Annotated in this window: 14 protein-coding genes; 5 read left to right on the top strand and 9 right to left on the bottom strand. The window is 69.4% G+C overall.

Annotated features, from left to right (window positions below):
* The first annotated feature begins 172 nt into the window (after window positions 1-172).
* From ACWEFL_RS17780 to ACWEFL_RS17760, 5 genes are all read left to right on the top strand, one after another.
* A complete protein-coding gene (locus tag ACWEFL_RS17780) occupies window positions 173-838 on the top strand; it encodes a response regulator transcription factor (RefSeq protein WP_015037008.1) in 666 nt (221 codons plus the stop codon).
* A gap of 79 nt (window positions 839-917) precedes the next feature.
* Window positions 918-2,201, top strand: coding sequence for an HRDC domain-containing protein (locus ACWEFL_RS17775; RefSeq protein ID WP_451713140.1), 1,284 nt, complete (start codon window positions 918-920; stop codon window positions 2,199-2,201).
* A gap of 521 nt (window positions 2,202-2,722) precedes the next feature.
* Window positions 2,723-3,940, top strand: coding sequence for a thiolase family protein (locus ACWEFL_RS17770; protein ID WP_451713137.1), 1,218 nt, complete (start codon window positions 2,723-2,725; stop codon window positions 3,938-3,940).
* A 5-nt stretch (window positions 3,941-3,945) separates the two neighbouring features.
* A complete protein-coding gene (locus ACWEFL_RS17765; RefSeq protein WP_451713436.1) occupies window positions 3,946-6,081 on the top strand; it encodes a 3-hydroxyacyl-CoA dehydrogenase NAD-binding domain-containing protein in 2,136 nt (711 codons plus the stop codon).
* A 150-nt stretch (window positions 6,082-6,231) separates the two neighbouring features.
* Window positions 6,232-6,606, top strand: coding sequence for an NTP pyrophosphohydrolase (locus ACWEFL_RS17760; RefSeq protein WP_451713134.1), 375 nt, complete (start codon window positions 6,232-6,234; stop codon window positions 6,604-6,606).
* 272 nt (window positions 6,607-6,878) lie between these two features.
* On the opposite strand, the gene ACWEFL_RS17755 is transcribed toward ACWEFL_RS17760, so the two are convergent.
* From ACWEFL_RS17755 to ngcE, 9 genes are all read right to left on the bottom strand, one after another.
* Complete coding sequence (locus ACWEFL_RS17755) at window positions 6,879-8,423, bottom strand: amino acid permease (protein WP_451713133.1); 1,545 nt, start codon at window positions 8,421-8,423, stop codon at window positions 6,879-6,881.
* 189 nt (window positions 8,424-8,612) lie between these two features.
* Window positions 8,613-10,535 carry a 1-deoxy-D-xylulose-5-phosphate synthase gene (gene dxs, locus ACWEFL_RS17750; RefSeq protein WP_451713130.1) on the bottom strand — a complete coding sequence of 641 codons (1,923 nt, stop codon included), beginning with the start codon at window positions 10,533-10,535 and terminating at the stop codon, window positions 8,613-8,615.
* 332 nt (window positions 10,536-10,867) lie between these two features.
* Window positions 10,868-12,118, bottom strand: coding sequence for a sugar ABC transporter permease (locus ACWEFL_RS17745; protein ID WP_451713434.1), 1,251 nt, complete (start codon window positions 12,116-12,118; stop codon window positions 10,868-10,870).
* 110 nt (window positions 12,119-12,228) lie between these two features.
* Window positions 12,229-13,017, bottom strand: a complete 789-nt coding sequence (locus ACWEFL_RS17740; protein WP_451713431.1) for an ATP-binding cassette domain-containing protein — start codon at window positions 13,015-13,017, stop codon at window positions 12,229-12,231.
* 342 nt (window positions 13,018-13,359) lie between these two features.
* On the bottom strand, window positions 13,360-14,475 hold the full coding sequence (locus tag ACWEFL_RS17735; RefSeq protein WP_451713128.1) for a substrate-binding domain-containing protein: 1,116 nt from the start codon (window positions 14,473-14,475) through the stop codon (window positions 13,360-13,362).
* Window positions 14,476-14,566: 91 nt separating this feature from the next.
* Window positions 14,567-15,796: an ROK family transcriptional regulator gene (locus ACWEFL_RS17730; RefSeq protein WP_451713125.1), complete on the bottom strand. Its 1,230-nt coding sequence runs from the start codon at window positions 15,794-15,796 to the stop codon at window positions 14,567-14,569.
* A gap of 229 nt (window positions 15,797-16,025) precedes the next feature.
* Entirely contained in the window at window positions 16,026-16,952 is a 927-nt protein-coding gene (locus ACWEFL_RS17725) for a carbohydrate ABC transporter permease (RefSeq protein ID WP_451713123.1), read from the bottom strand.
* Window positions 16,952-17,881 carry a carbohydrate ABC transporter permease gene (locus ACWEFL_RS17720; RefSeq protein ID WP_451713120.1) on the bottom strand — a complete coding sequence of 310 codons (930 nt, stop codon included), beginning with the start codon at window positions 17,879-17,881 and terminating at the stop codon, window positions 16,952-16,954. The genes ACWEFL_RS17725 and ACWEFL_RS17720 overlap by 1 nt, the downstream gene beginning before the upstream one ends.
* Before the next feature lie 99 nt (window positions 17,882-17,980).
* Entirely contained in the window at window positions 17,981-19,426 is a 1,446-nt protein-coding gene (ngcE, locus tag ACWEFL_RS17715) for an N-acetylglucosamine/diacetylchitobiose ABC transporter substrate-binding protein (protein WP_451713118.1), read from the bottom strand.
* Window positions 19,427-19,528: the final 102 nt, after the last annotated feature.

Genomic DNA, 19,528 nt, shown 5'->3' with positions numbered 1-19,528 from the left:
AGGATGATCGATCACACGTCCGAATTGCACCAATTATCACTCACCAAATCGTGATCATTCTCTAAAGGCTTCCGGGTTTGGTGCCGAAGAGGTCAATGACCCTAACTTCACGGTTCGCCCCGGCTTCATCCCCGAGCCGGCCCCGTCCCGCACCTTCCCCCCAGGAGGCCTGGTGTCCGTTCTTCTCGAGCAGCCCGCAAGCCTGGTCGCCTACCGCCCGAACAAGCCGACGGCCATGGTCGTCGTGGCCGACCCGCGCGTCCGCTCCACTGTCACCCGCCACCTGTGGGCGCTCGGAGTACGTGACGTGATCGAGGCATCGTCCATCGCGGAGGCGCGTCCCCGCGTCGGCAACCCACGTGACATCTGCGTGGCCGACGTCCACCTGCCCGACGGTTCCGGGCTCACCCTCCTGTCCGAGACCCGTGCCGCCGGCTGGCCCAACGGCCTCGCGCTCTCCGCGGCCGACGACATCGGCGCGGTGCGCAACGCACTCGCCGGCGGCGTCAAGGGCTATGTCGTCACCGGTACGCGAACGAACATCGGCCACCCGACCCGGCCCGGCGCCGCCCCCATCGGCGCCGCGGCGGCGCGTCTCGGCCACCGGCGTCCCCCGGGCGCCCCGAGCCACCCGGGCGGCTACCGGGAGCTGTCCGGCCGCGAGGTCGAGGTCCTCAGGCTGGTGGCGGAGGGCCAGTCGAACAAGGCGATCGGCGTCTCCATGGGCCTGTCGGCCCTCACCGTCAAGAGCCACCTCGCCCGCATCGCGCGCAAGCTCGGCACGGGCGACCGGGCCGGGATGGTCGCAGTCGCCCTGCGTACGGGCATCATTCACTGAACCATGCACACACCCCGCGCGCCTGTCGGCGGATCGTTTCCGTCGACAGGCGCGCTCCGTTCACGGATACCCTTGACACGTGACCGACGCCCAAGACACCGCAGCAGAGACCGCACTGCGAACCGCCGGGGGCGCTCCCCCGGACGCCGGCGTCGCAGCCGAAGAGACACCGATTCCCCTCCTGGAGCCCCGTGAGGGCATCCCCCCGGTGGTCGCCGACGCCGATGCGCTGGCGGCCGTCGTCGCCGCGTTCGGCGCGGGCAGCGGACCGGTCGCCATGGACGCCGAGCGCGCTTCCGGCTACCGGTACGGCCAGCGGGCCTATCTCGTCCAGCTCCGCCGTGAGGGCGCGGGCAGCGCCCTGATCGACCCGGTGGGCTGCCCCGATCTCTCCGTGCTCGGCGACACGCTGGCCGGTACGGAGTGGATCCTGCACGCCGCGACCCAGGACCTGCCCTGTCTGCGCGAGATAGGCATGATCCCCACCCGGCTCTTCGACACCGAGCTGGCCGGACGGCTGGCCGGATTCCCCCGGGTCGGGCTCGGCGCGATGGTCGAGTCGGTGCTCGGGTACGCCCTGGAGAAGGGCCACTCGGCGGTCGACTGGTCCACCCGCCCGCTGCCCGAGCCCTGGCTGCGGTACGCGGCGCTGGACGTCGAGCTGCTCGTGGACCTCCGGGACGAGCTGGAGAAGGAGCTGGACCGGCAGGGGAAGCTGGAGTGGGCCCGCCAGGAGTTCGACGCGATCGCCTCCGCGCCGCCGGCCCCGCCTCGGCAGGATCCGTGGCGGCGGACGTCCGGCATGCACAAGGTACGGCGACGCCGGCAGATGGCGGTCGTACGCGAACTGTGGACGGCCCGCGACCGGATCGCTCAGCGGCGGGACGTGTCGCCGGGGAAGGTGCTGGGCGACGGCGCGATCATCGAGGCGGCGCTGGCCCTTCCGCCGAATGTGCACGCGCTGACCGCGCTGACCGGTTTCGGCCACCGGATGGGCAGACGTCAGCTGGAGCAGTGGCAGTCGGCGGTCGACCGGGCGAAGGCGCTCGCCGACGCGGAGCTGCCGCAGCCGGGCCAGCCCCTGAACGGTCCACCGCCGCCGCGCTCCTGGGCGGACAAGGACCCGATCGCGGCGGCCCGGCTGTCGGCGGCCCGCGCCGCCGTCTCGGCGCTGGCCGAGGAGCTGAACCTGCCGCAGGAGAACCTGATCGCCCCCGACACGGTCCGCCGCCTGTGCTGGGAGCCCCCGCAGCGCCTGGACCCGGACACGGTGGCCGAGGACCTGGCGGGCTACGGCGCCCGCCCCTGGCAGATCGCACAGGTGACCCCGGCCCTGGTCACGGCTCTCGCCGCATCCGCCTGACCCTCGCCAAACGCTCATTTCCGGCCGGCCCCCGGCAACCCCCGACCGGAGGTACGTCCCACCCCCCGGTTGGCCGCCCCCTGCCGAGTGAGCCAAAGACACGCGGGTGGGTGCGCTGGCCGGAGGTCTCCTGGCGAGTGAGCTGAAGGGGCGCGCGGGTGTCGAAAGAGAGAGCGCGCGGAGGCCGCGAGGAACGAGCGGTCGAGCACGGTCGACCGTCGACACACGCTCAAAGCGCCCCGGAGGCGAACCGAGCCCAAAAAGAAGGGGCCGAGTGAGCTGAAGGGGCGCGCGGGTGTCGAAAGAGAGCGCGCGGAGGTCCCGAGGAACGAGGGATCGAGCACGGTCGACCGTCGACACACGCTCAGAGCGCCCCGTGGGGGTCCCCCCGGACGGAGTCCGGGGAGAACCGAGCCCCCAGAAGATTGGCACCAGGGTTACCCGCAAGTAGCATGAGAGGAGCGCGCGCTTAGCCGTCGCGCCCCGCAGCAGTGCCATCCGCACCCTGGAGGAGAGCCATCGTGCCTCGTACCGTCAGGGACGTCGTCTTCGTCGACGGCGTCCGCACCCCGTTCGGCAAGGCGGGCCCGAAGGGCGTCTACCACGAGACCCGGGCCGACGATCTCGTCGTCAAGGCGATCCGGGAGCTGCTGCGCCGCAACCCGGCACTCGACCCCGCGAAGATCGACGAGGTCGCCGTCGCGGCCACCACGCAGATCGGTGACCAGGGGCTCACCCTGGGACGCACCGCCGGCATCCTCGCCGGGCTGCCGCAGTCGGTTCCCGGTTACTCGATCGACCGGATGTGCGCGGGCGCGATGACCGCCGTCACGACGACCGCCGGGTCGATCGCGTTCGGCGCGTACGACGTGGTCGTGGCCGGCGGCGTCGAGCACATGGGCCGTCACCCCATGGGCGAGGGCGTCGACCCGCACCCCCGCTTCGTGAGCGAGAAGCTCGTCGACGAGTCCGCCCTCTTCATGGGCATGACCGCCGAGAATCTGCACGACCGCTACCCGGCGATCACCAAGCAGCGCGCCGACGAGTACGCCGTGCGCTCCCAGGAGAAGGCCGCGAAGGCGTACGCCAACGGAAAGATCCAGCAGGACCTGGTGCCCATTTCCGTGCGGCGTACCGACCCGGAGGCCGGGGAGACCGGCTGGGGACTCGCCACCCAGGACGAGCCGATGCGTCCCGGCACGACGCTGGAGAACCTCGCCGGGCTGAAGACCCCGTTCCGTCCGCACGGCCGGGTCACCGCCGGCAATGCCGCCGGGCTCAACGACGGCGCCACCGCATCCCTCATCGCGTCCGAGGACTTCGCGCGCGAGAACGGCCTGCCGGTCAGGATGCGGCTCGTGTCGTACGCGTACGTCGGCGTCGAGCCCGAGGTGATGGGCTACGGCCCGATCCCGGCGACGGAGAAGGCTCTGGCCAAGGCCGGGCTGTCCATCGGGGACATCGGCCTGTTCGAGATCAACGAGGCGTTCGCCGTGCAGGTGCTCGCCTTCCTGGAGCACTACGGGATCGCCGACGACGATCCGCGCGTCAACCAGTACGGCGGCGCGATCGCGTTCGGCCATCCGCTCGCCTCCTCCGGCGTCCGGCTGATGACGCAGCTGGCCCGGCAGTTCGAGGAGCAGCCGCAGGTCCGCTACGGAGTGACCACCATGTGCGTCGGCTTCGGCATGGGCGCGACCGTCATCTGGGAGAACCCGCACTTCGAGGGGGACAAGTGAGCACCGTGACCACTGCCGAACTGCTCAAGGGCGCGGCCGAGTCGTTCCCCGGCGAGGTCGTCACCCAGGCGCACGTGCGCCATCTCGACCTCCCTTCGGGCGCCGGCCGCTTCGCGCTGATCACGCTGGACAACGGCCTGGACCACACCAAGCCGACCACCTTCGGCCCTCGGTCGCTGGCGCATCTGGACGCCGCGATCGACCAGGTGGAGAAGGAGGCGTCCGACGGTTCGGTCGTCGGCGTCGGCATCACCGGCAAGCCGTTCATCTTCGCCGTCGGGGCCGACCTCAAGGGCGTCGAGCTGCTGCGTGAGCACGGCGAGGCCCTCGCCATCGGCAAGAGCGGGCACGAGGTGTTCAAGCGGCTGGCCGGGCTCGCGGTGCCCACGTTCGCGTACTACAACGGCGCGGCGATGGGCGGCGGTGTCGAGGTCGGTCTGCACTGCTCGTACCGGACGGTCTCGAAGGCGATCCCGGCGTTCTCGCTGCCCGAGGTCTTCCTCGGTCTCGTACCGGGGTGGGGCGGTTGCGCGCTGCTGCCGAACCTGATCGGCGCGGACAGGGCCGTCACGGTCATCATCGAGAACTCGCTCAACCAGAACCGTCAGCTCAAGGGCGGGCAGGTCTTCGAACTCGGCATCGCCGACGCGCTCTTCGAGGGCGCGGACTTCCTGGAACGGTCGCTGGCGTGGACCGCGTCGGTCCTCAAGGGCGAGACCGTGGTCGAGCGCGCCGAGGTGGACCGCGGTGAGGCGTGGGACGCGGCGGTGGCCCGCGGTCGTGCCATCGCCGACTCCAAGGTGCACGGCGCGGCTCCGGCCGCCTACCGCGCCCTGGAGATCATCGCCGCCGCGAAGGCCACCGGGGCCGCGGCTCTCCAGGCCGGTTTCGACGCGGAGGACCGCGCGCTGGCCGATCTGATCATGGGCGGTGAACTCCGCAGCGGTATCTACGCCTTCAATCTGGTGCAGAAGCGCGGCAAGCGCCCGGCGGGCGCGCCGGACAGGAACCTGGCCCGCCCGGTGACCAAGGTCGGCGTGGTGGGCGCGGGGCTGATGGCCTCGCAGCTGGCGCTGCTCTTCCTGCGCCGGCTGGAGGTGCCGGTCGTGCTGACCGACATCGACCAGGCGCGCGTCGACAAGGGGGTGGGCTATGTCCACGCCGAGATCGAGAAGCTGCTCGGTAGGGGCCGGATCGGCCAGGACAAGGCCAACCGGCTGAAGGCGCTGGTCACCGGTGTGCTGGACAAGGCGGAGGGTTTCGGGGACGCCGACTTCATCATCGAGGCCGTCTTCGAGGAGATCGGCGTCAAGCAGCAGGTGTTCGCGGAGGTGGAGGCGGTCGCTCCGGCGCACGCGATCCTGGCCACCAACACCTCGTCCCTCTCGGTCACCGAGATGGCGTCGAAGCTGAAGAACCCGGAGCGGGTCGTCGGCTTCCACTTCTTCAACCCCGTCGCGGTGCTGCCGCTGCTGGAGATCGTCCGGGGTGAGAAGACGGACGACGCCTCGCTCGCCACCGCGTTCGGTGTGGCGAAGAAGCTGAAGAAGACCGCCGTACTGGTCAAGGACGCCCCCGCGTTCGTGGTCAACCGCATCCTGACCCGTTTCATGGGCGAGATCCAGAACGTCATCGACGAGGGCACGCCCGTCGAGGTGGCGGAGAAGGCGGTCGAGCCGCTGGGGCTGCCGATGTCGCCGCTGGTGCTGCTGGAGCTGGTGGGTCCGGCGATCGGTCTGCATGTCTCCGAGACCCTCAACCGGGCGTTCCCGGACCGCTTCACGGTCTCCGGGAATCTGGCGGCGGTCGTCAAGGCGGGCAAGCGGGGCTTCTACGTCTACGACTCCGGGCGGCCGGAGCTGGACCCGGAGGTCGCCGCTCTCCTGCGGCAGGGCGATGTCGTCCTGACCCTGGAGGAGACCCGTGCCCGTGTGCTGGACGCGGTGGCCGAGGAGATCGGTCTGATGCTGGAGGAGGGTGTCGTGGCCGAGGCCCAGGACATCGACCTCTGTCTGATCACGGGTGCGGGCTGGCCTTTCCATCTGGGGGGCATCACGCCGTATCTGGACCGTGAGGGCGTCTCCGAGCGGGTGAACGGCAAGCCGTTCCTGGCTCCGGGCGTCGCGAGCGTCCCTGTGTGACCCGTCGCCCGTCGCCGTGAGGTGTGGGGGGATCAGGGGTACGAAGGGATCGTGCGGGCTTCCGTACGATCCCTTCGTCGCGTCCGGACGTCATCCTGTCCGGGCGCCGTGTCAGGCCGCCGTATCCGGGCCCGGAAGGAACGAGGAACCATGCCGACGCTGCTGATCGTCGACGGCGCGAATGTCGTGGGCTCCGTACCCGACGGCTGGTGGCGCGATCGGCGCGGCGCGGCCGAGCGGCTGCGGGACCGGCTGGTCCGGTACGCGGAGGAGGGCGTCCCCGGTGTTCCGGGCCCCTTGGAGATCGTGCTGGTGGTCGAGGGAGCCGCGCGCGGTGTCGCGTCCGTCCCCGGTGTGCGGGTCGAGGAGGCCGCGGGCAGCGGGGACGACCGGATCGCCGCCCTCGCCGCGGTGGCCCTCGACCGGACCTGTGTGGTCGTCACGGCCGACCGCGAACTGCGGCGCAGGGTCACGGACGCCGGGGCGCTGACGGTCGGGCCGCGGACCGTGTACGGGCCCGGCTGAGGGCCGCGTCACAGGTGGCGGCTCGACGGGCACGGCGGGCGGGCGCCGGGCCGCGGGCCCCGTGGATGGGAGCGTCCGCGAGGCCGCGGGATCGAGCACCCTCGGACGGACGGACAGGCCCCCGGGCAGGCCCCGAGGCCGCAGGGGTACGGGCCCCCTGGCCCACCAGACCGACGGGCGGCAGGGCACTGCGAGACCGCGACGAGGAGGAGGTGTGCCATGGCCGTGCCCGTCACCGCACCCCGGCCGGCCGCCGCCGGTACGCGGACCGGTTACCGCGGCGGGGTTCCCGTGGGGGGCGTGGTCGGCGCCGGGCTCACCGTCGCGCGGCCGAGTCTGCTGTGGCCTCGGCCGTAGAGGTAGTACACCAGCACGCCGATCACCATCCAGATGCCGAACCGCAGCCAGGTCTCGGCCGGGAGGTTGATCATCAGCCAGAGCGACGCCGCCACGGACAGGATCGGCAGCAGCGGCACCAGCGGGGTGCGGAAGGAGCGGGGAAGGTCGGGGCGGGTACGGCGCAGGATGACGACGCCGATCGCGACGACGACGAACGCGAAGAGCGTGCCGATGTTCACCAGTGCCGCGAGTTCCTGGATGTTGGTGAAGCCCGCGATGATCGCGATGATCACGCCGAGCAGCACGGTCGCGCGGTACGGAGTGCGGTAGCGCGGGTGCACCTGTGAGAAGAACCGCGGCAGCAGTCCGTCCCGGCTCATCGCGAAGAAGACACGGGTCTGGCCGAGCAGGAGGATCATGCAGACGGAGGTCAGTCCGATGACCGCGCCGAAGCTGATGAAACCGGCGTACCAGGGTTGGCCGACGGCTTTGAACGCGTCGGCGAGCGGGGCGTCGATCGACAGGTCGGTGTAGTGCTGCATGCCGGTGACGACGACCGAGACCGCGACGTACAGCAGCGTGCAGATGAAGAGTGAGCCCAGGATGCCGCGGGGCACGTCGCGCTGCGGGAACCTGGTCTCCTCGGCCGCCGTCGCCACGATGTCGAAGCCGATGAAGGCGAAGAAGACCACGGAAGCGGCGGTGAAGATGCCCATGACGCCGAAGTTGGTGGGCGCGTAGCCGAACATGAGCTGGACGAGCGGCTCGCGGAGTCCCGATTCGCCGGTCTGCTTGACCGCGGGCGGGATGAAGGGGCTGTAGTTCGAGGTGTTGATGAAGAAGGACCCGGCGACGATGACGACGAGGACGACGATGACCTTGACGGCGACGACCGCGGAGGTGACCCGGGCGGAGAGTTTCATGCCCAGGACCAGGATGGCGGTGAGCGCCAGAACCAGCAGGAACGCCAGCAGATCGAAGCCGAATCCGGTGATGTCGTTCGTGCCGGAGAGCGCGTCCGGCAGCCGCCAGCCGACATTGTCCATGAGCGACCGGAGGTATCCGGACCAGCCGACGGCCACCACCGCTGTGCCGAGGGCGAATTCGAGGATCAGGTCCCAGCCGATGATCCAGGCGGGAAGCTCGCCGAGGGAGGCGTAGGAGAAGGTGTACGCGGAGCCCGCGACCGGGACCGTGGAGGCGAACTCCGCGTAGCACAGGGCCGCGAGGGCGCAGACCACTCCGGCGGTGACGAAGGCGAGCGCGGTGGCGGGCCCGGCGTTCTGCTTGGCCACGGCTCCGGTGAGGACGAAGATGCCGGTGCCGATGATGACGCCGACGCCGAAGACCGTGAGATCCAGTGCGGAGAGCGATCTCTTGAGCGCGTGCTCCGGCTCTTCCGTGTCGCGGATGGACTGCTCGACGGACTTGGTCCGGAAGGCGCCCGTTTGCCGGGCGGGGCCTGTCTCTGTGCTCACCGCGCACCTCCACTTGTCGTCCCCGACATGATCGGGACGGCCGTTGGCGCGCGGGCGGCCATTCGGGTGGGGTTCACGCGAATGGGCCGGTAGGACCACTCGTCCAGGGTGGTCCTACCGGCCCGGTTCGATCCGTGCCGGGTGCCGGGTGCCGGGTGGCGTGTGCCGGGTGGCGGGCGGCGGGCGGCGTCAGTCGCGCGCGGGTTCCACCGCCCCGGTCGCGGGGCTCTCGTAACGGCCGTCGAGTCCCGCGACGAGGCCCGTCACCTGGCGGGCGATGTCCGGGGCCGTCAGACCGATCTCGGTCAGGACCTCCTTGCGGGAGGCGTGGTCGAGGAAGCGGGGCGGGATGCCGAAGTCGCGCAGCGGCACGTCGACGCCCGCGTCGCGCAGCGCCTGGGCCACGGCGGAGCCGACGCCGCCGACCCTGCTGTTGTCCTCGACGGTGACGACGAAGCGGTGCCGTTCGGCGAGGGGTGCCATCGCCTCGTCCACGGGCTTGACCCAGCGGGGGTCGACCACGGTCGTGGAGATGCCCTGCTTGTCGAGGAGGTCGGCGATCTCCAGGCACATCGGGGCGAGTGCTCCGATGGAGACGAGGAGCACATCGGGCGTCTCGGCGTCGGCGTGGCGCAGTACGTCCATTCCGCCGACGCGGCCGACGGCCTTGACCGACGGGCCGACCGCGCCCTTGGAGAAGCGGACCACGGTGGGGGCGTCGTCGACGGCGACGGCCTCGCGGAGTTGGGCGCGGACCTGGTCGGCGTCGCGCGGCGCGGCGATGCGGAGACCGGGGACGACCTGGAGGATCGACATGTCCCACATGCCGTTGTGGGAGGCTCCGTCGGTGCCGGTGATGCCTGCCCGGTCGAGGACGAACGTCACTCCGCATCCGTGCAGGGCCACGTCCATGAGCACCTGGTCGAAGGCGCGGTTGAGGAAGGTGGCGTAGACGGCGAAGACGGGGTGCACTCCGCCGGTGGCGAGCCCGGCGGCGGAGACCGCGCCGTGCTGCTCGGCGATCCCGACGTCGTAGACGCGGTCGGGGAACGCCTTGGCGAACTTGTCGAGGCCGACGGGCTGGAGCATGGCGGCGGTGATCGCGACGATGTCCTCGCGTTCCCGGCCGAGTTTGACCATCTCCTCGCCGAAGACGGAGGTCCAGTCGAGGCCGGAGCTGGCGATCGGCAGACCGGTGTCGGGGTGGATCTTGCCGACGGCGTGGAAACGATCCGCCTCGTCCTGGAGGGCGGGCTGATAGCCGCGGCCCTTCTCGGTGAGGCAGTGGACGATCACGGGCCCGCCGAAGCGCTTGGCACGGGCGAGCGCCGACTCCAGCGCTTCGATGTCGTGGCCGTCGATGGGGCCGACGTACTTGAGGCCGAGGTCCTCGAACATGCCCTGCGGGGCGATGAAGTCCTTGAGGCCCTTCTTCGCGCCGTGCAACGTCTCGTACAGCGGCTTTCCGACGACCGGTGTGCGGCCGAGGATGTCCTTGCCGCGGGCGAGGAAGCGCTCGTAGCCGTCGGTGGTACGGAGGGTGGCGAGGTGGTTGGCGAGGCCGCCGATGGTGGGCGCGTAGGAGCGCTCGTTGTCGTTGACGACGATGACGAGCGGGCGGTCCTTGGCGGCGGCGATGTTGTTCAGCGCCTCCCAGGCCATGCCGCCGGTCAGCGCGCCGTCGCCGATGACGGCGACGACGTGGTCGTCCTTCCCGAGGACCTCGTTGGCCTTGGCGAGGCCGTCGGCCCAGCCGAGGACCGTGGAGGCGTGGGAGTTCTCGATGACATCGTGCTCGGACTCGGCGCGCGCGGGGTAGCCGGAGAGGCCGCCCTTCATCTTCAGCCGGGAGAAGTCCTGGCGGCCGGTGAGCAGCTTGTGCACATAGCTCTGGTGACCGGTGTCCCACAGGACCTTGTCCCTGGGGGACTCGAAGACCCGGTGCAGGGCGATGGTCAGCTCGACCACCCCGAGGTTGGGGCCGAGGTGGCCGCCTGTCTTGGATACGGCGTCGACGAGGAAGGTCCGGACCTCTGCGGCCAGCTGATTCAGCTCCTCCGGGCTGAGCCGGTCCAGATCGCGCGGTCCCCTGATACGGGTAAGCAGTGCCACCCGTGCCTCCTTGCGTGTTAGCTGATCGAGCTTTGCGGTCGAGCTTTGCCGATTTGAGCGAGTCTAATGTTCCGTCGCTGCGGTTGGTCATCGGGCGGTGCGTTCTGGGTCATACCGGTGGCTGTTCCGGGACGGATGCGCGACAATGCCCGGCCTCCTGTACGGGTTGCAGGGGGCCGGGCATGGTCGGCGTCGGCGCTCTTTTTGGGCGGGGAGTCGGGGTCAGTCGCGAGGCGCTGCGGAGTCCGGGGCCCTTCGGGACCATCAACGCCTTACGACATTTACCGCACTTCGGGCATTTCGGACTTAATTTCCGGCCGCTCGGCCCTCGCTCAGGCGCGGCCCGCCGTCTTCTGGGTCCTGCGGGTGATCGAGTCGATCACGACGGTGGCCAGCAGCACACCACCGGTGATCATGTACTGGATCGGGGTGGCGATGCCCTCCAGCGCGAGGCCGTACTGGATCGACACGATGACCATCACACCGAGCAGCGCGTTCCATGTCCGGCCGCGGCCGCCGAAGAGGCTGGTGCCGCCGATGACGGCCGCCGCGATGACGTTCATCAGGAGGTCGCCGGCGCCGGCGCTCTGGTTGGCCGCCGCGATCTTGGAGGCCCAGAACAGTCCGCCGATCGCGGCGAGGGTCCCCGCGATGGCGAAGACGGAGACCCGGACCGCCGTGACGTTGATACCGGCGCGCCGGGACGCCTCCACGCTGCCGCCGAGGGCGAAGATCTTGCGGCCGTAGACGGTGCGGCGGAGCACGAAGTCCGTGATCACCAGGACCGCGAGGAAGAGGACCACCGCCAGCGGCAGTCCCTTGTACTGGTTGAACATGAAGGCCGCGGCGAACGCGATCACGGCGAGCACCGCCGTACGCACGACGACGTCCTCGATCGGGCGGGCGGGGATGCCCGCGGCGGCGCGGCGGCGGCTGTCGAGAAACCCGGAGAGGAAGTAGCCGGCCACGCCGACGGCGGCGAGACCGTAGCCGGCCGCCACATCGGTGAAGTAGTACGTCGTCAGCCGGCCGACGACGCCTTCGCTGTCCAGGTTGATCGTGCCGTTCTCCCCCAGCAGTTGGAGCATGAAGCCCAGCCAGAACAGCAGTCCCGCCAGGGTGACGGCGAACGCGGGCGCGCCGATCCGGGCGAAGAAGAAGCCGTGTACGGCCCCGATGGCCGCGCCGCTCGCGATGGCGACGGCGACCGCGAGCCATTCGTTCATGCCGTGGGTGACGGTCAGGACGGCGACGATCGCACCGGAGACGCCGCTGACCGAGCCGACGGAGAGATCGATCTCGCCGAGGAGCAGAACGAAGATGATGCCGACGGCCATCATGCCGGTGGCGACCATGGTGACCGCGATGTTGCTGAGGTTCTCGGCGGACAGGAAGGCGGAGTTCAGGCTCTGGAAGATCGCTCCGATGACGATCAGTCCGACGACGACCGGGATGGATCCCAGATCGCCGGCGCTCATCCTCCGCTTGAACTCGGAGAGATAGCCCGCGAAGCCCTGTTCGCGTACCAGCAGCCGGGGGTCGACCGCGGTGACGGCGGCTCGGGCGGCCTCCGGATTCACCATGGGCGTACCGGGGGCGGCGTCCGCCGGGGCGGGTACGGCATCCGCGGGGGCGGTGGGCTGAGCGGGTGCGGGGGCCTTGTCGAGGTTCGTTCCGGAGGGCTTGTCGAGGTTCATCGCACAACCTCCGCTCCGCGCGCCGCACGGCGGGTCACGGCATTGTCCGAAGCACCGGTGATGGCGGAGATGATGTCCTCCTGGGAGGTGGATCTGACCTCGAAGACGCCGTTGTTGCGTCCGAGTCTGAGCACGGCCACGCGGTCCGCCACGGCTTTGACGTCGGCCATGTTGTGGCTGATCAGGATGACCGCGAGACCGCGCTCGCGCAGCCGCTCGACCAGGTCGAGCACCTGGGCGGTCTGCTCGACGCCGAGGGCGGCCGTGGGCTCGTCGAGGATCACCAGCCGGGGCGCTCCGAGCATCGAGCGGGCGATGGCGACCGTCTGGCGCTGGCCGCCGGAGAGCGAGGCGATCGGGATGCGGACGCTGGGAATGCGGATCGAGAGCGTGTCGAGGAGTTCCCTGGCGCGGCGCTCCATCTCGACCTCGTCGAGGATGCCGCGTCTGCGGATCTCCCGGCCCAGATAGAGATTGCCGACGACGTCGATGTTGTCGCAGAGCGCGAGATCCTGGTAGACGGTCGCGATGCCCAGGTCCTGGGCGTCGTGCGGCCGGGTGATCGACACGGGCGTGCCGTCCCACTCGACGGCGCCGTCGTCGATGGGGTGGACTCCGGCGATCGTCTTGACGAGGGTGGACTTGCCGGCGCCGTTGTCGCCCACCAGAGCGACCACCTCGCCGGAGTGGACCTCCAACTCGACATCGGTGAGCGCCTGGACGGCGCCGAACCGCTTGGAGACTCCTCGCAACGCCAGCACGGGCGTAGCGGACATGTGAACCATCTCCTTCATCGCCTGACCGGCGGGGAGCGCCGCGCCGGAGTGGGGCGCGGAGGCCGAGCAGTGGGGCAGGGGGAAAGCGGACCGTCCGGCGCCCCGGCGGGCGGAGGGATCGCGACGACGGGGCGCGGGACGGGCGCTGGGGGCTGGGGGCCGCCCCCGGTTGTGGGGAGTAGGGTCCCCCGGCCGAACCGGGTTTCGGTCGGGGGGCCGGAGCGCTGGAGGGCTTCCGGAGCAGGAGTTCCGGAGCACCAGGGGCTGTCGGACTTGGAGAACTTACGAGTCGGGGGCGGGGGTTGGGGGGGCGGAGGTTGGGGGGCTGAAGGCCCGGTGAGAGGCTTCGGCCTACTTCAGGCCGAGCGCGTCGCAGGCGGCCTTGTACTTCGGGGTGCAGATCTCGTCGAGGGTGTAGATGCCGTCCTTGAGAACGGTGTCCTTGATGTTCTCCTTGGTCAGGGCGACGACGGGGACGAGGGTCGACGGGACGCCCTGGGTGGTCGGGCTGTCCACGGTGTCCTTGGCGACCGCGGAGAGTTCCTCGCCCTTGGCGAGCGCGACGGCCAGTTCCGCGGCGGCGTCGGCCTCGCCGGAGTACGGCTTGTAGACGCTGGAGAACTGCTCGCCCGCGATGACGCGCTGTACGGCGGCGAGTTCGGCGTCCTGGCCGGTGACGGGCGGGAGCTTGGTGAAGCCCGCGGCCTTGAGGGCGGTGATGATGCCGCCCGCCATGCCGTCGTTGGCGGAGTAGACGCCGATGATCTTGTCCTTGCCGATGGCCGCGATCGCGGCCTCCATGTTGGCGTTGGCGTTCTCCGGCTTCCACTCCTTGGTGTCGTACTCCTTGCCGACGTTCACCTTGCCGTCCAGTTCGGCATGCGCGGCCTTCTTGTACACGGCCGCGTTCGGGTCGGTGACCGAGCCGTTCATCATCACGATCTGGCCGTCCTTGGCCTTGTCGCCGAGCGCTTCGAGCAGCGACTTGGCCTGGGCGCGGCCGACGGCATCGTTGTCGAAGGAGGTGTACGCGTCGATCGGCCCCTCGGCCAGCCGGTCGTAGGCGACGACCGGGATGCCGGCGTCCTTGGCCTTCTTCACGCTGCCCGCTATGGCCTTGGCGTCGACCGAGTCCAGGATGAGCACATCGACCTTGTTGGTGATCATCGTGTCGACCTGCTGTGTCTGCAGGGTGGCGTCCTGCTTGGCGTTGGCGTAGACGACCTTCGCCTTGCCGTTGGTCAGATCGCTGAGCTTCTTCTCGATGAGCGGCTTGTCGAACTTCTCGTAGCGCGCGGTCTGGTTCTCCGGCAGCAGCAGGCCGACGGTGATGTCGTCGCCCTTCTTGGCACCCGTCGACTCCTTCGCCTTGTCGCCCGACTCCTTCGCGCTGCCGCACGCGGCGAGTGTGACGGCCATCGCCGTGGCGGCCGTGGTGATCGCGGCACGACGCAGATGTGCGTTCATCTGAGCAAACCTCCCTGACGGGCCGCGCTCGGTGCGGCCGAGGTGCCAGGCAGTCAACTCCGCGTGACAGTCAGCGTCAAGGAGTAAATCCTTAACGAGATGACAACGGTGCCATGTGTTCTCTAAGTGAAGTTGTGGCGTGCTCCGGCGACGTGCTGCCGAGAAGTGTGGAATCACCCATTTCGCTGAGTACCACGGCGATCGCGCCCAGAACCTCGGCCCGTCGGCCGAGCGCGCCGGGGACCACCGAGAGCTGCGCGGCGGCGCTGGGAATCGCGTACCGGGGCACGGATTCGCGCATGGGTGAGAGCAGCAGCTCCCCGGCCTCGGCGAGGGGGCCGCCGATGACGATCCGGCTCGGGTTGAGCAGATTGCACAGCACCGCCACTCCGCCGGCGATGTGGCGGCCGACGTCGGCGATGACCCGGCGGCAGCCGGGGTCCCCCTCGCGCGCCAGCGTCACCACCCGTTCCATCGTGAGATCGGCTCCGTGAGAGGGCTGGAGCAGCGGCAGTACGTAGCGGGCGGCGGCGAAGGTCTCCAGGCAGCCCCGGTTGCCGCAGCGGCAGACCGGGCCCGTCTCGTCCAGGGTGATGTGCCCCAGCTCCCCTGCCGTGCCGCCGGGCCCCCGGTAGAGCCGGCCGCCCATCACCAGGCCGGCGCCGACTCCGGCGGCGACCTTGATGTACGCGAGGTCCCGCACGCCCCGGCCCGCGCCCCAGACCAGCTCGCCGAGCGCGCCGAGGTTGGCGTCGTTGTCGACGTGCACGGGAACGCCGAGGCGCTTCGACATCTCCTCGCTGGGGTTGGTGCCGACCCAGCCGGGGAGCATGGCGGTGGCCCCGAGCACACCGGACTCCCGGTCGATCGGCCCCGGCAGGCCGAGGCCGACGCCGATCACCTTCCGCCGGTCGATCCCGATCGCGGTGATCAGGCGGCTGACCATGCGTTCCGCCCGGTCGAAGCCCTCCTCGGACGACGCGTCCACATCCAGCGGCTCGGAGTCCTCCGCGAGGACCGCGTGCGCCAGGTCGGCGACCGCGACCCGCAGATGCGTGTGCCCGAAGTCCACTCCGACGACATAGCCCGCGTCCCCGCTCAGCGAGATGCTGCGGGCCCGCCGCCCGCCCGCGGAGGTCGGGGTGACCTCGACCGTCCCGTTCTCCTTGAGCTCCCGGACGATGTTGGAGACCGTGGCGGCCGACAGCCCGGTGCTCCGCGCGATCTCGGCCTGTGTCAGCGAGCCCGCCATGCGAACGGCCCGTACCACCCGCTCGAGATTGGCCCGGTGCAGCGACGTCTGCGATCCCGGAGTCTGCATCGGCTCATCCACTCCTGCTCCCGGAGTGCGGCACGACGGCCGTACTCCGGCCGGAGATCCCTCGACGGAACCCCGGCGTTCCTCCAACTTGTGAACTCTAAGCTCACTGTCCGGGGGATATCTCGTCAAGTCGTTGAGTGGCGGCACAGGGCCAAGGGCTGTCCCGTAGGCGACGGCGACGCCCCCGGTGGGATTCCCACCGGGGGCGTCCGCTCTTCCGGGCGGCCCGCTACTTGAGCGCGCCGGCCGTCAGACCCGCCACCACCTGTCGCTGGAAGATGATGTACGCGGCGAGGACGGGCAGCATGGCCATCACCAGACCGGCGAAGAGACCGGACCAGTCGCCCTTGTACCCCTGGCTCACCGCCAGCTGCACCAGCCCCTGCGAGAGCACCTTCTTCTCCGGCTCGGTGTTGAGCACCGTGGGCAGCAGATACTGATTCCACTGCCCCAGGAAGTTGAAGATGCCGACGCTGATGAGACCGGGCTTGGCCATCGGCAGCATCACCTGGAAGAACGTCCGGGTGTGCGAGGCCCCGTCCATGAAGGCCGCCTCGGCGATCGAGGTCGGCAGCGTTCGGAAGAAGGCCGTGAGGAAGAACACGGTGAACGGCAGCGAGTACGCGATGTACACGAGGATCAGGCCGTGGAGCGTGTTCAGCAGGGCCATGTTCTGGAGCACGTAGAACAGCGGCACCAGCGCCAGGATGACGGGGAAGCTCATCCCTCCGATGAAGAGGAAGTAGAGGAAGCGGTTCCCGGGGAAGTCGAAGCGCGCGAGCACATAGGCCGCCATCGAGCCGAACAGCAGGGTCCCGATCAGCGAGCCGCCCACCACCAGGATGGTGTTGAGGAAGTAGTCGCTCATATGCGCCTCGGTCCAGGCGCGCGACCAGTTCGAGAAGTGCAGCTTGTCGGGGAGCGCCCAGGGGGAGGTGAAGATCGCCCTGTCCGTCTTGAACGAGGTCATGACCGCCCACAGGAGCGGCATCACGACCATGATCGCCCAGATGATGAGGATGCCGTGCGAGAAGACGTTGAGGACCCGGCCCTCGCCCTTCTCCCGCGCGGGCTCGCCCGCGCCGGGGGCCGCCGTCTTCATGGCGTGTCCGCCGTCACCGGTGACGTCGGCGGATGTGGTGTCGGTCGTCTTCATCAGTACTCCAGCCGCTCGCGCCGGCCCAGGCGCATCACCACGGCCGCGAAGAGCAGCGTGACGACGAGCAGGGCGACGCCGATCGTGGTCGCGTAGGCGGCCTGGCCGTCCCGGAACGCCTTCTGGTACACGTACAGCGGCATGACGATGGTGGAGTAGTCGGGGCCGCCGCCTTGCGGGCCCACCGTCATGATCTGCACGACCGCGAAGGACTCGGCGCCCAGCGCGAGAATGCCCATGTAGATCCACCCGGACTGCACGGTGTCCCAGAGCAGCGGCAGGGTGATCTTGAAGAAAGTGGTGAAACGGTTGGCGCCGTCCAGCAGCGCCGCCTCGTAGAAGTCCTTGGGGATCGAGGCCATGGCGGCCGAGAAGAGGACCACGAAGAAGCCGACGGTGGACCAGACGAGGACCACCATCACACAGATCAGCGCGAGATCGGGGTCGCCCAGCCACTCGGGCTGGATGCTGCCGAGACCGACCGCCTTGAGCGCGGAGTTGATCGCGCCGCTGTTCGGGTTGTACGCGAACTGGAAGAGCAGGGCCACGATCGCGATCGACAGCACCTGCGGGAAGAAGTACACGATCTTGTAGAACGAGGAACCGCGCACTCCCGTGACCGCCGCGCCCTTACGGCGCCGGCCGCCGACGTTGAGCATGAACGCGAAGAACAGCGCGAGCGCGACGGTCACCAGCGGAAGCACGACCGCGAAGGTCAGGCTGTGCTGGAGGGACTTCCAGAAGATGTCGTCGTCCAGCATCCGGGTGTAGTTGTCGAACCCGACCATCGCGAAGTCGGGGCTCAGCCCGCTCCAGTCCGTGAACGAGTAGTAGATGGACTGGATGAACGGCCAGACGACGAAGAGCGCGTACAGCGCCAGGGGCACAGCCAGGAACCCCACGATGAAACGGTACTTGCCGTGTTGCATTTCCTACCGACCCCGATCTACCTGCGGGAAGCACCGCTGGTGCCGTGTGGGGAGCCGGGGCCCCGTTCCCGGTCGTCGGACAGGGGCCCCGGCGGGGGATCACTGGTGCTTGTAGTGCTTGATCGAGGTGTCCTTGGCAGCCTCGTCGGCGAACGCCTGGATCTTCTTGATCGCCTCGGCGGGGGTCGCGCGGCCGGCCATCAGCTCGCCGAGTCCGGCGACGCCGATCTTCTCCTTCTGGAGCGCCACGTACCAGTCCTGCATCCGGGGGTTGACCACATTCGTGCCAGCCTTCTCCAGCGCGGCCACACAGGACTTCAGACCCGGGGTCAGCTCGACCCCGTCGGTGCCGCCGTTCAGCGCGGTCAGCGACTTCACCAACCCGGTGAAGTTCTTGGACGACGCCTCGCTGAGCATGATGCGCAGCTGCTCCATCCCGCCTTCCGGGTTCTTGCCCTTGGCCGGGACGATGAACGGCTCACCGCCCGCGGCCCAGATCGTGCCGAACGGCATCTTGTCCGACGAGTCGATGCCGGTCGGCGCGGACACGGCGAGGTTGAAGTCCTTCGGCATGGTCTTCGCCGCCTCGTTCTCCACCCATGAGCCGTTCGGGATGAAGAGCGCCTTGCCCTCGGTCCACGCGGTCTGCGACTGGATGTGGTCGAGTCCGGGCGTGCCCTTGAGGATGTAGCCCTTCCTGACCAGCTCGTAGTACGCCTCGAAACAGGTCTTGACCGCGGGGTGCTCCCAAGCCTTCGGCTCCAGGTTGTCGATCGCGTCGAGAACGTCGTTGCCGCCGACCTTGGCGATCATCGGGTAGAGCGAGAAGGGGATGTAGTACGGGTGCTTGCCCGCGTACGTCCAGCCCGCGATGCCCTTCTTCTTGGCCTTCTCGCAGACCGCGATCATCTCTTCCCAGGTCTCCGGGTACGTGGCCTCCAGCGAGTCCAGCAGCTTCTGCGAGTACCAGACGCCGTAGACGGTGTAGGCGTAGTAGAGGATCCACACCTGCTGGCCGTCGAACTGTCCCATCTCGACGATGCCGGGACGGAGCGTGTCACGGACCTTCTTGGCGGGGTCGTCGACGGAAGGGGCGTCCAGCAGCGCGGTGAGGTCGGTCAGCTGCTTCTTGCCGACGAGGACGCCCATGTCCATCTGCTCGGCACCGGAGTTGTCGATCAGGTCCGGCGGGTTGCCGCCGTTGAACCGGGGCTGCAGTTCGGTGGTGATCTTCTGGGTGGCGTGGAACTTGACCGTCGCCTTCGGGTAGTTGGTCTCGTAGACCTTGACCGCGTCCTTGGCGTACTGCTGGCCGAAGCCGCCGTCGAAGAGGACGAAGTCCAGCTGGGCGGACTCGTTCACCCCGAGCGGGTTCTTGTCGGTCTTCTTGCCCGGCGCGGGCTTGTCGTTGTCGGATGAGTCGCTGCTCGCGCAGGCGGACAGGAAGCCCATGGCCGGAACCGTCATCAGGCCGAGCGCGGCAGAGCGCTTGATCACATTTCGACGGCCGAGACCCTCATTGTGGTGGGCGGACGTGGATCCCATGCTCAAGTCCTCGCCTTCATTCAGGACTCAGGCGGTGAACAAGTCGCCCGTCCGTCTCGCCTCAGGCGAAGGGCCCCGCCACCGCGGTCAATTACCGGGCGT

Source organism: Streptomyces sp. NPDC004838 (genome assembly GCF_053600955.1).
The sequence above is the reverse complement of the archived record's forward strand: the minus strand, read 5'-3'. Positions and strand labels throughout refer to the sequence as shown.

What these genes read in the sequence shown, in the direction of transcription:
- ACWEFL_RS17760 (WP_451713134.1), top strand. Translation starts at nt 6,232, where the DNA reads ATGCCGACGCTGCTGATCGTCGACGGCGCGAATGTCGTGGGCTCCGTA.
- ACWEFL_RS17745 (WP_451713434.1), bottom strand. Translation starts at nt 12,118, where the DNA reads ATGGTGAATCCGGAGGCCGCCCGAGCCGCCGTCACCGCGGTCGACCCC.
- ACWEFL_RS17740 (WP_451713431.1), bottom strand. Translation starts at nt 13,017, where the DNA reads ATGGTTCACATGTCCGCTACGCCCGTGCTGGCGTTGCGAGGAGTCTCC.
- ACWEFL_RS17735 (WP_451713128.1), bottom strand. Translation starts at nt 14,475, where the DNA reads ATGAACGCACATCTGCGTCGTGCCGCGATCACCACGGCCGCCACGGCG.
- ACWEFL_RS17730 (WP_451713125.1), bottom strand. Translation starts at nt 15,796, where the DNA reads ATGCAGACTCCGGGATCGCAGACGTCGCTGCACCGGGCCAATCTCGAG.
- ACWEFL_RS17725 (WP_451713123.1), bottom strand. Translation starts at nt 16,952, where the DNA reads ATGAAGACGACCGACACCACATCCGCCGACGTCACCGGTGACGGCGGA.
- ACWEFL_RS17720 (WP_451713120.1), bottom strand. Translation starts at nt 17,881, where the DNA reads ATGCAACACGGCAAGTACCGTTTCATCGTGGGGTTCCTGGCTGTGCCC.
- ngcE (WP_451713118.1), bottom strand. Translation starts at nt 19,426, where the DNA reads ATGGGATCCACGTCCGCCCACCACAATGAGGGTCTCGGCCGTCGAAAT.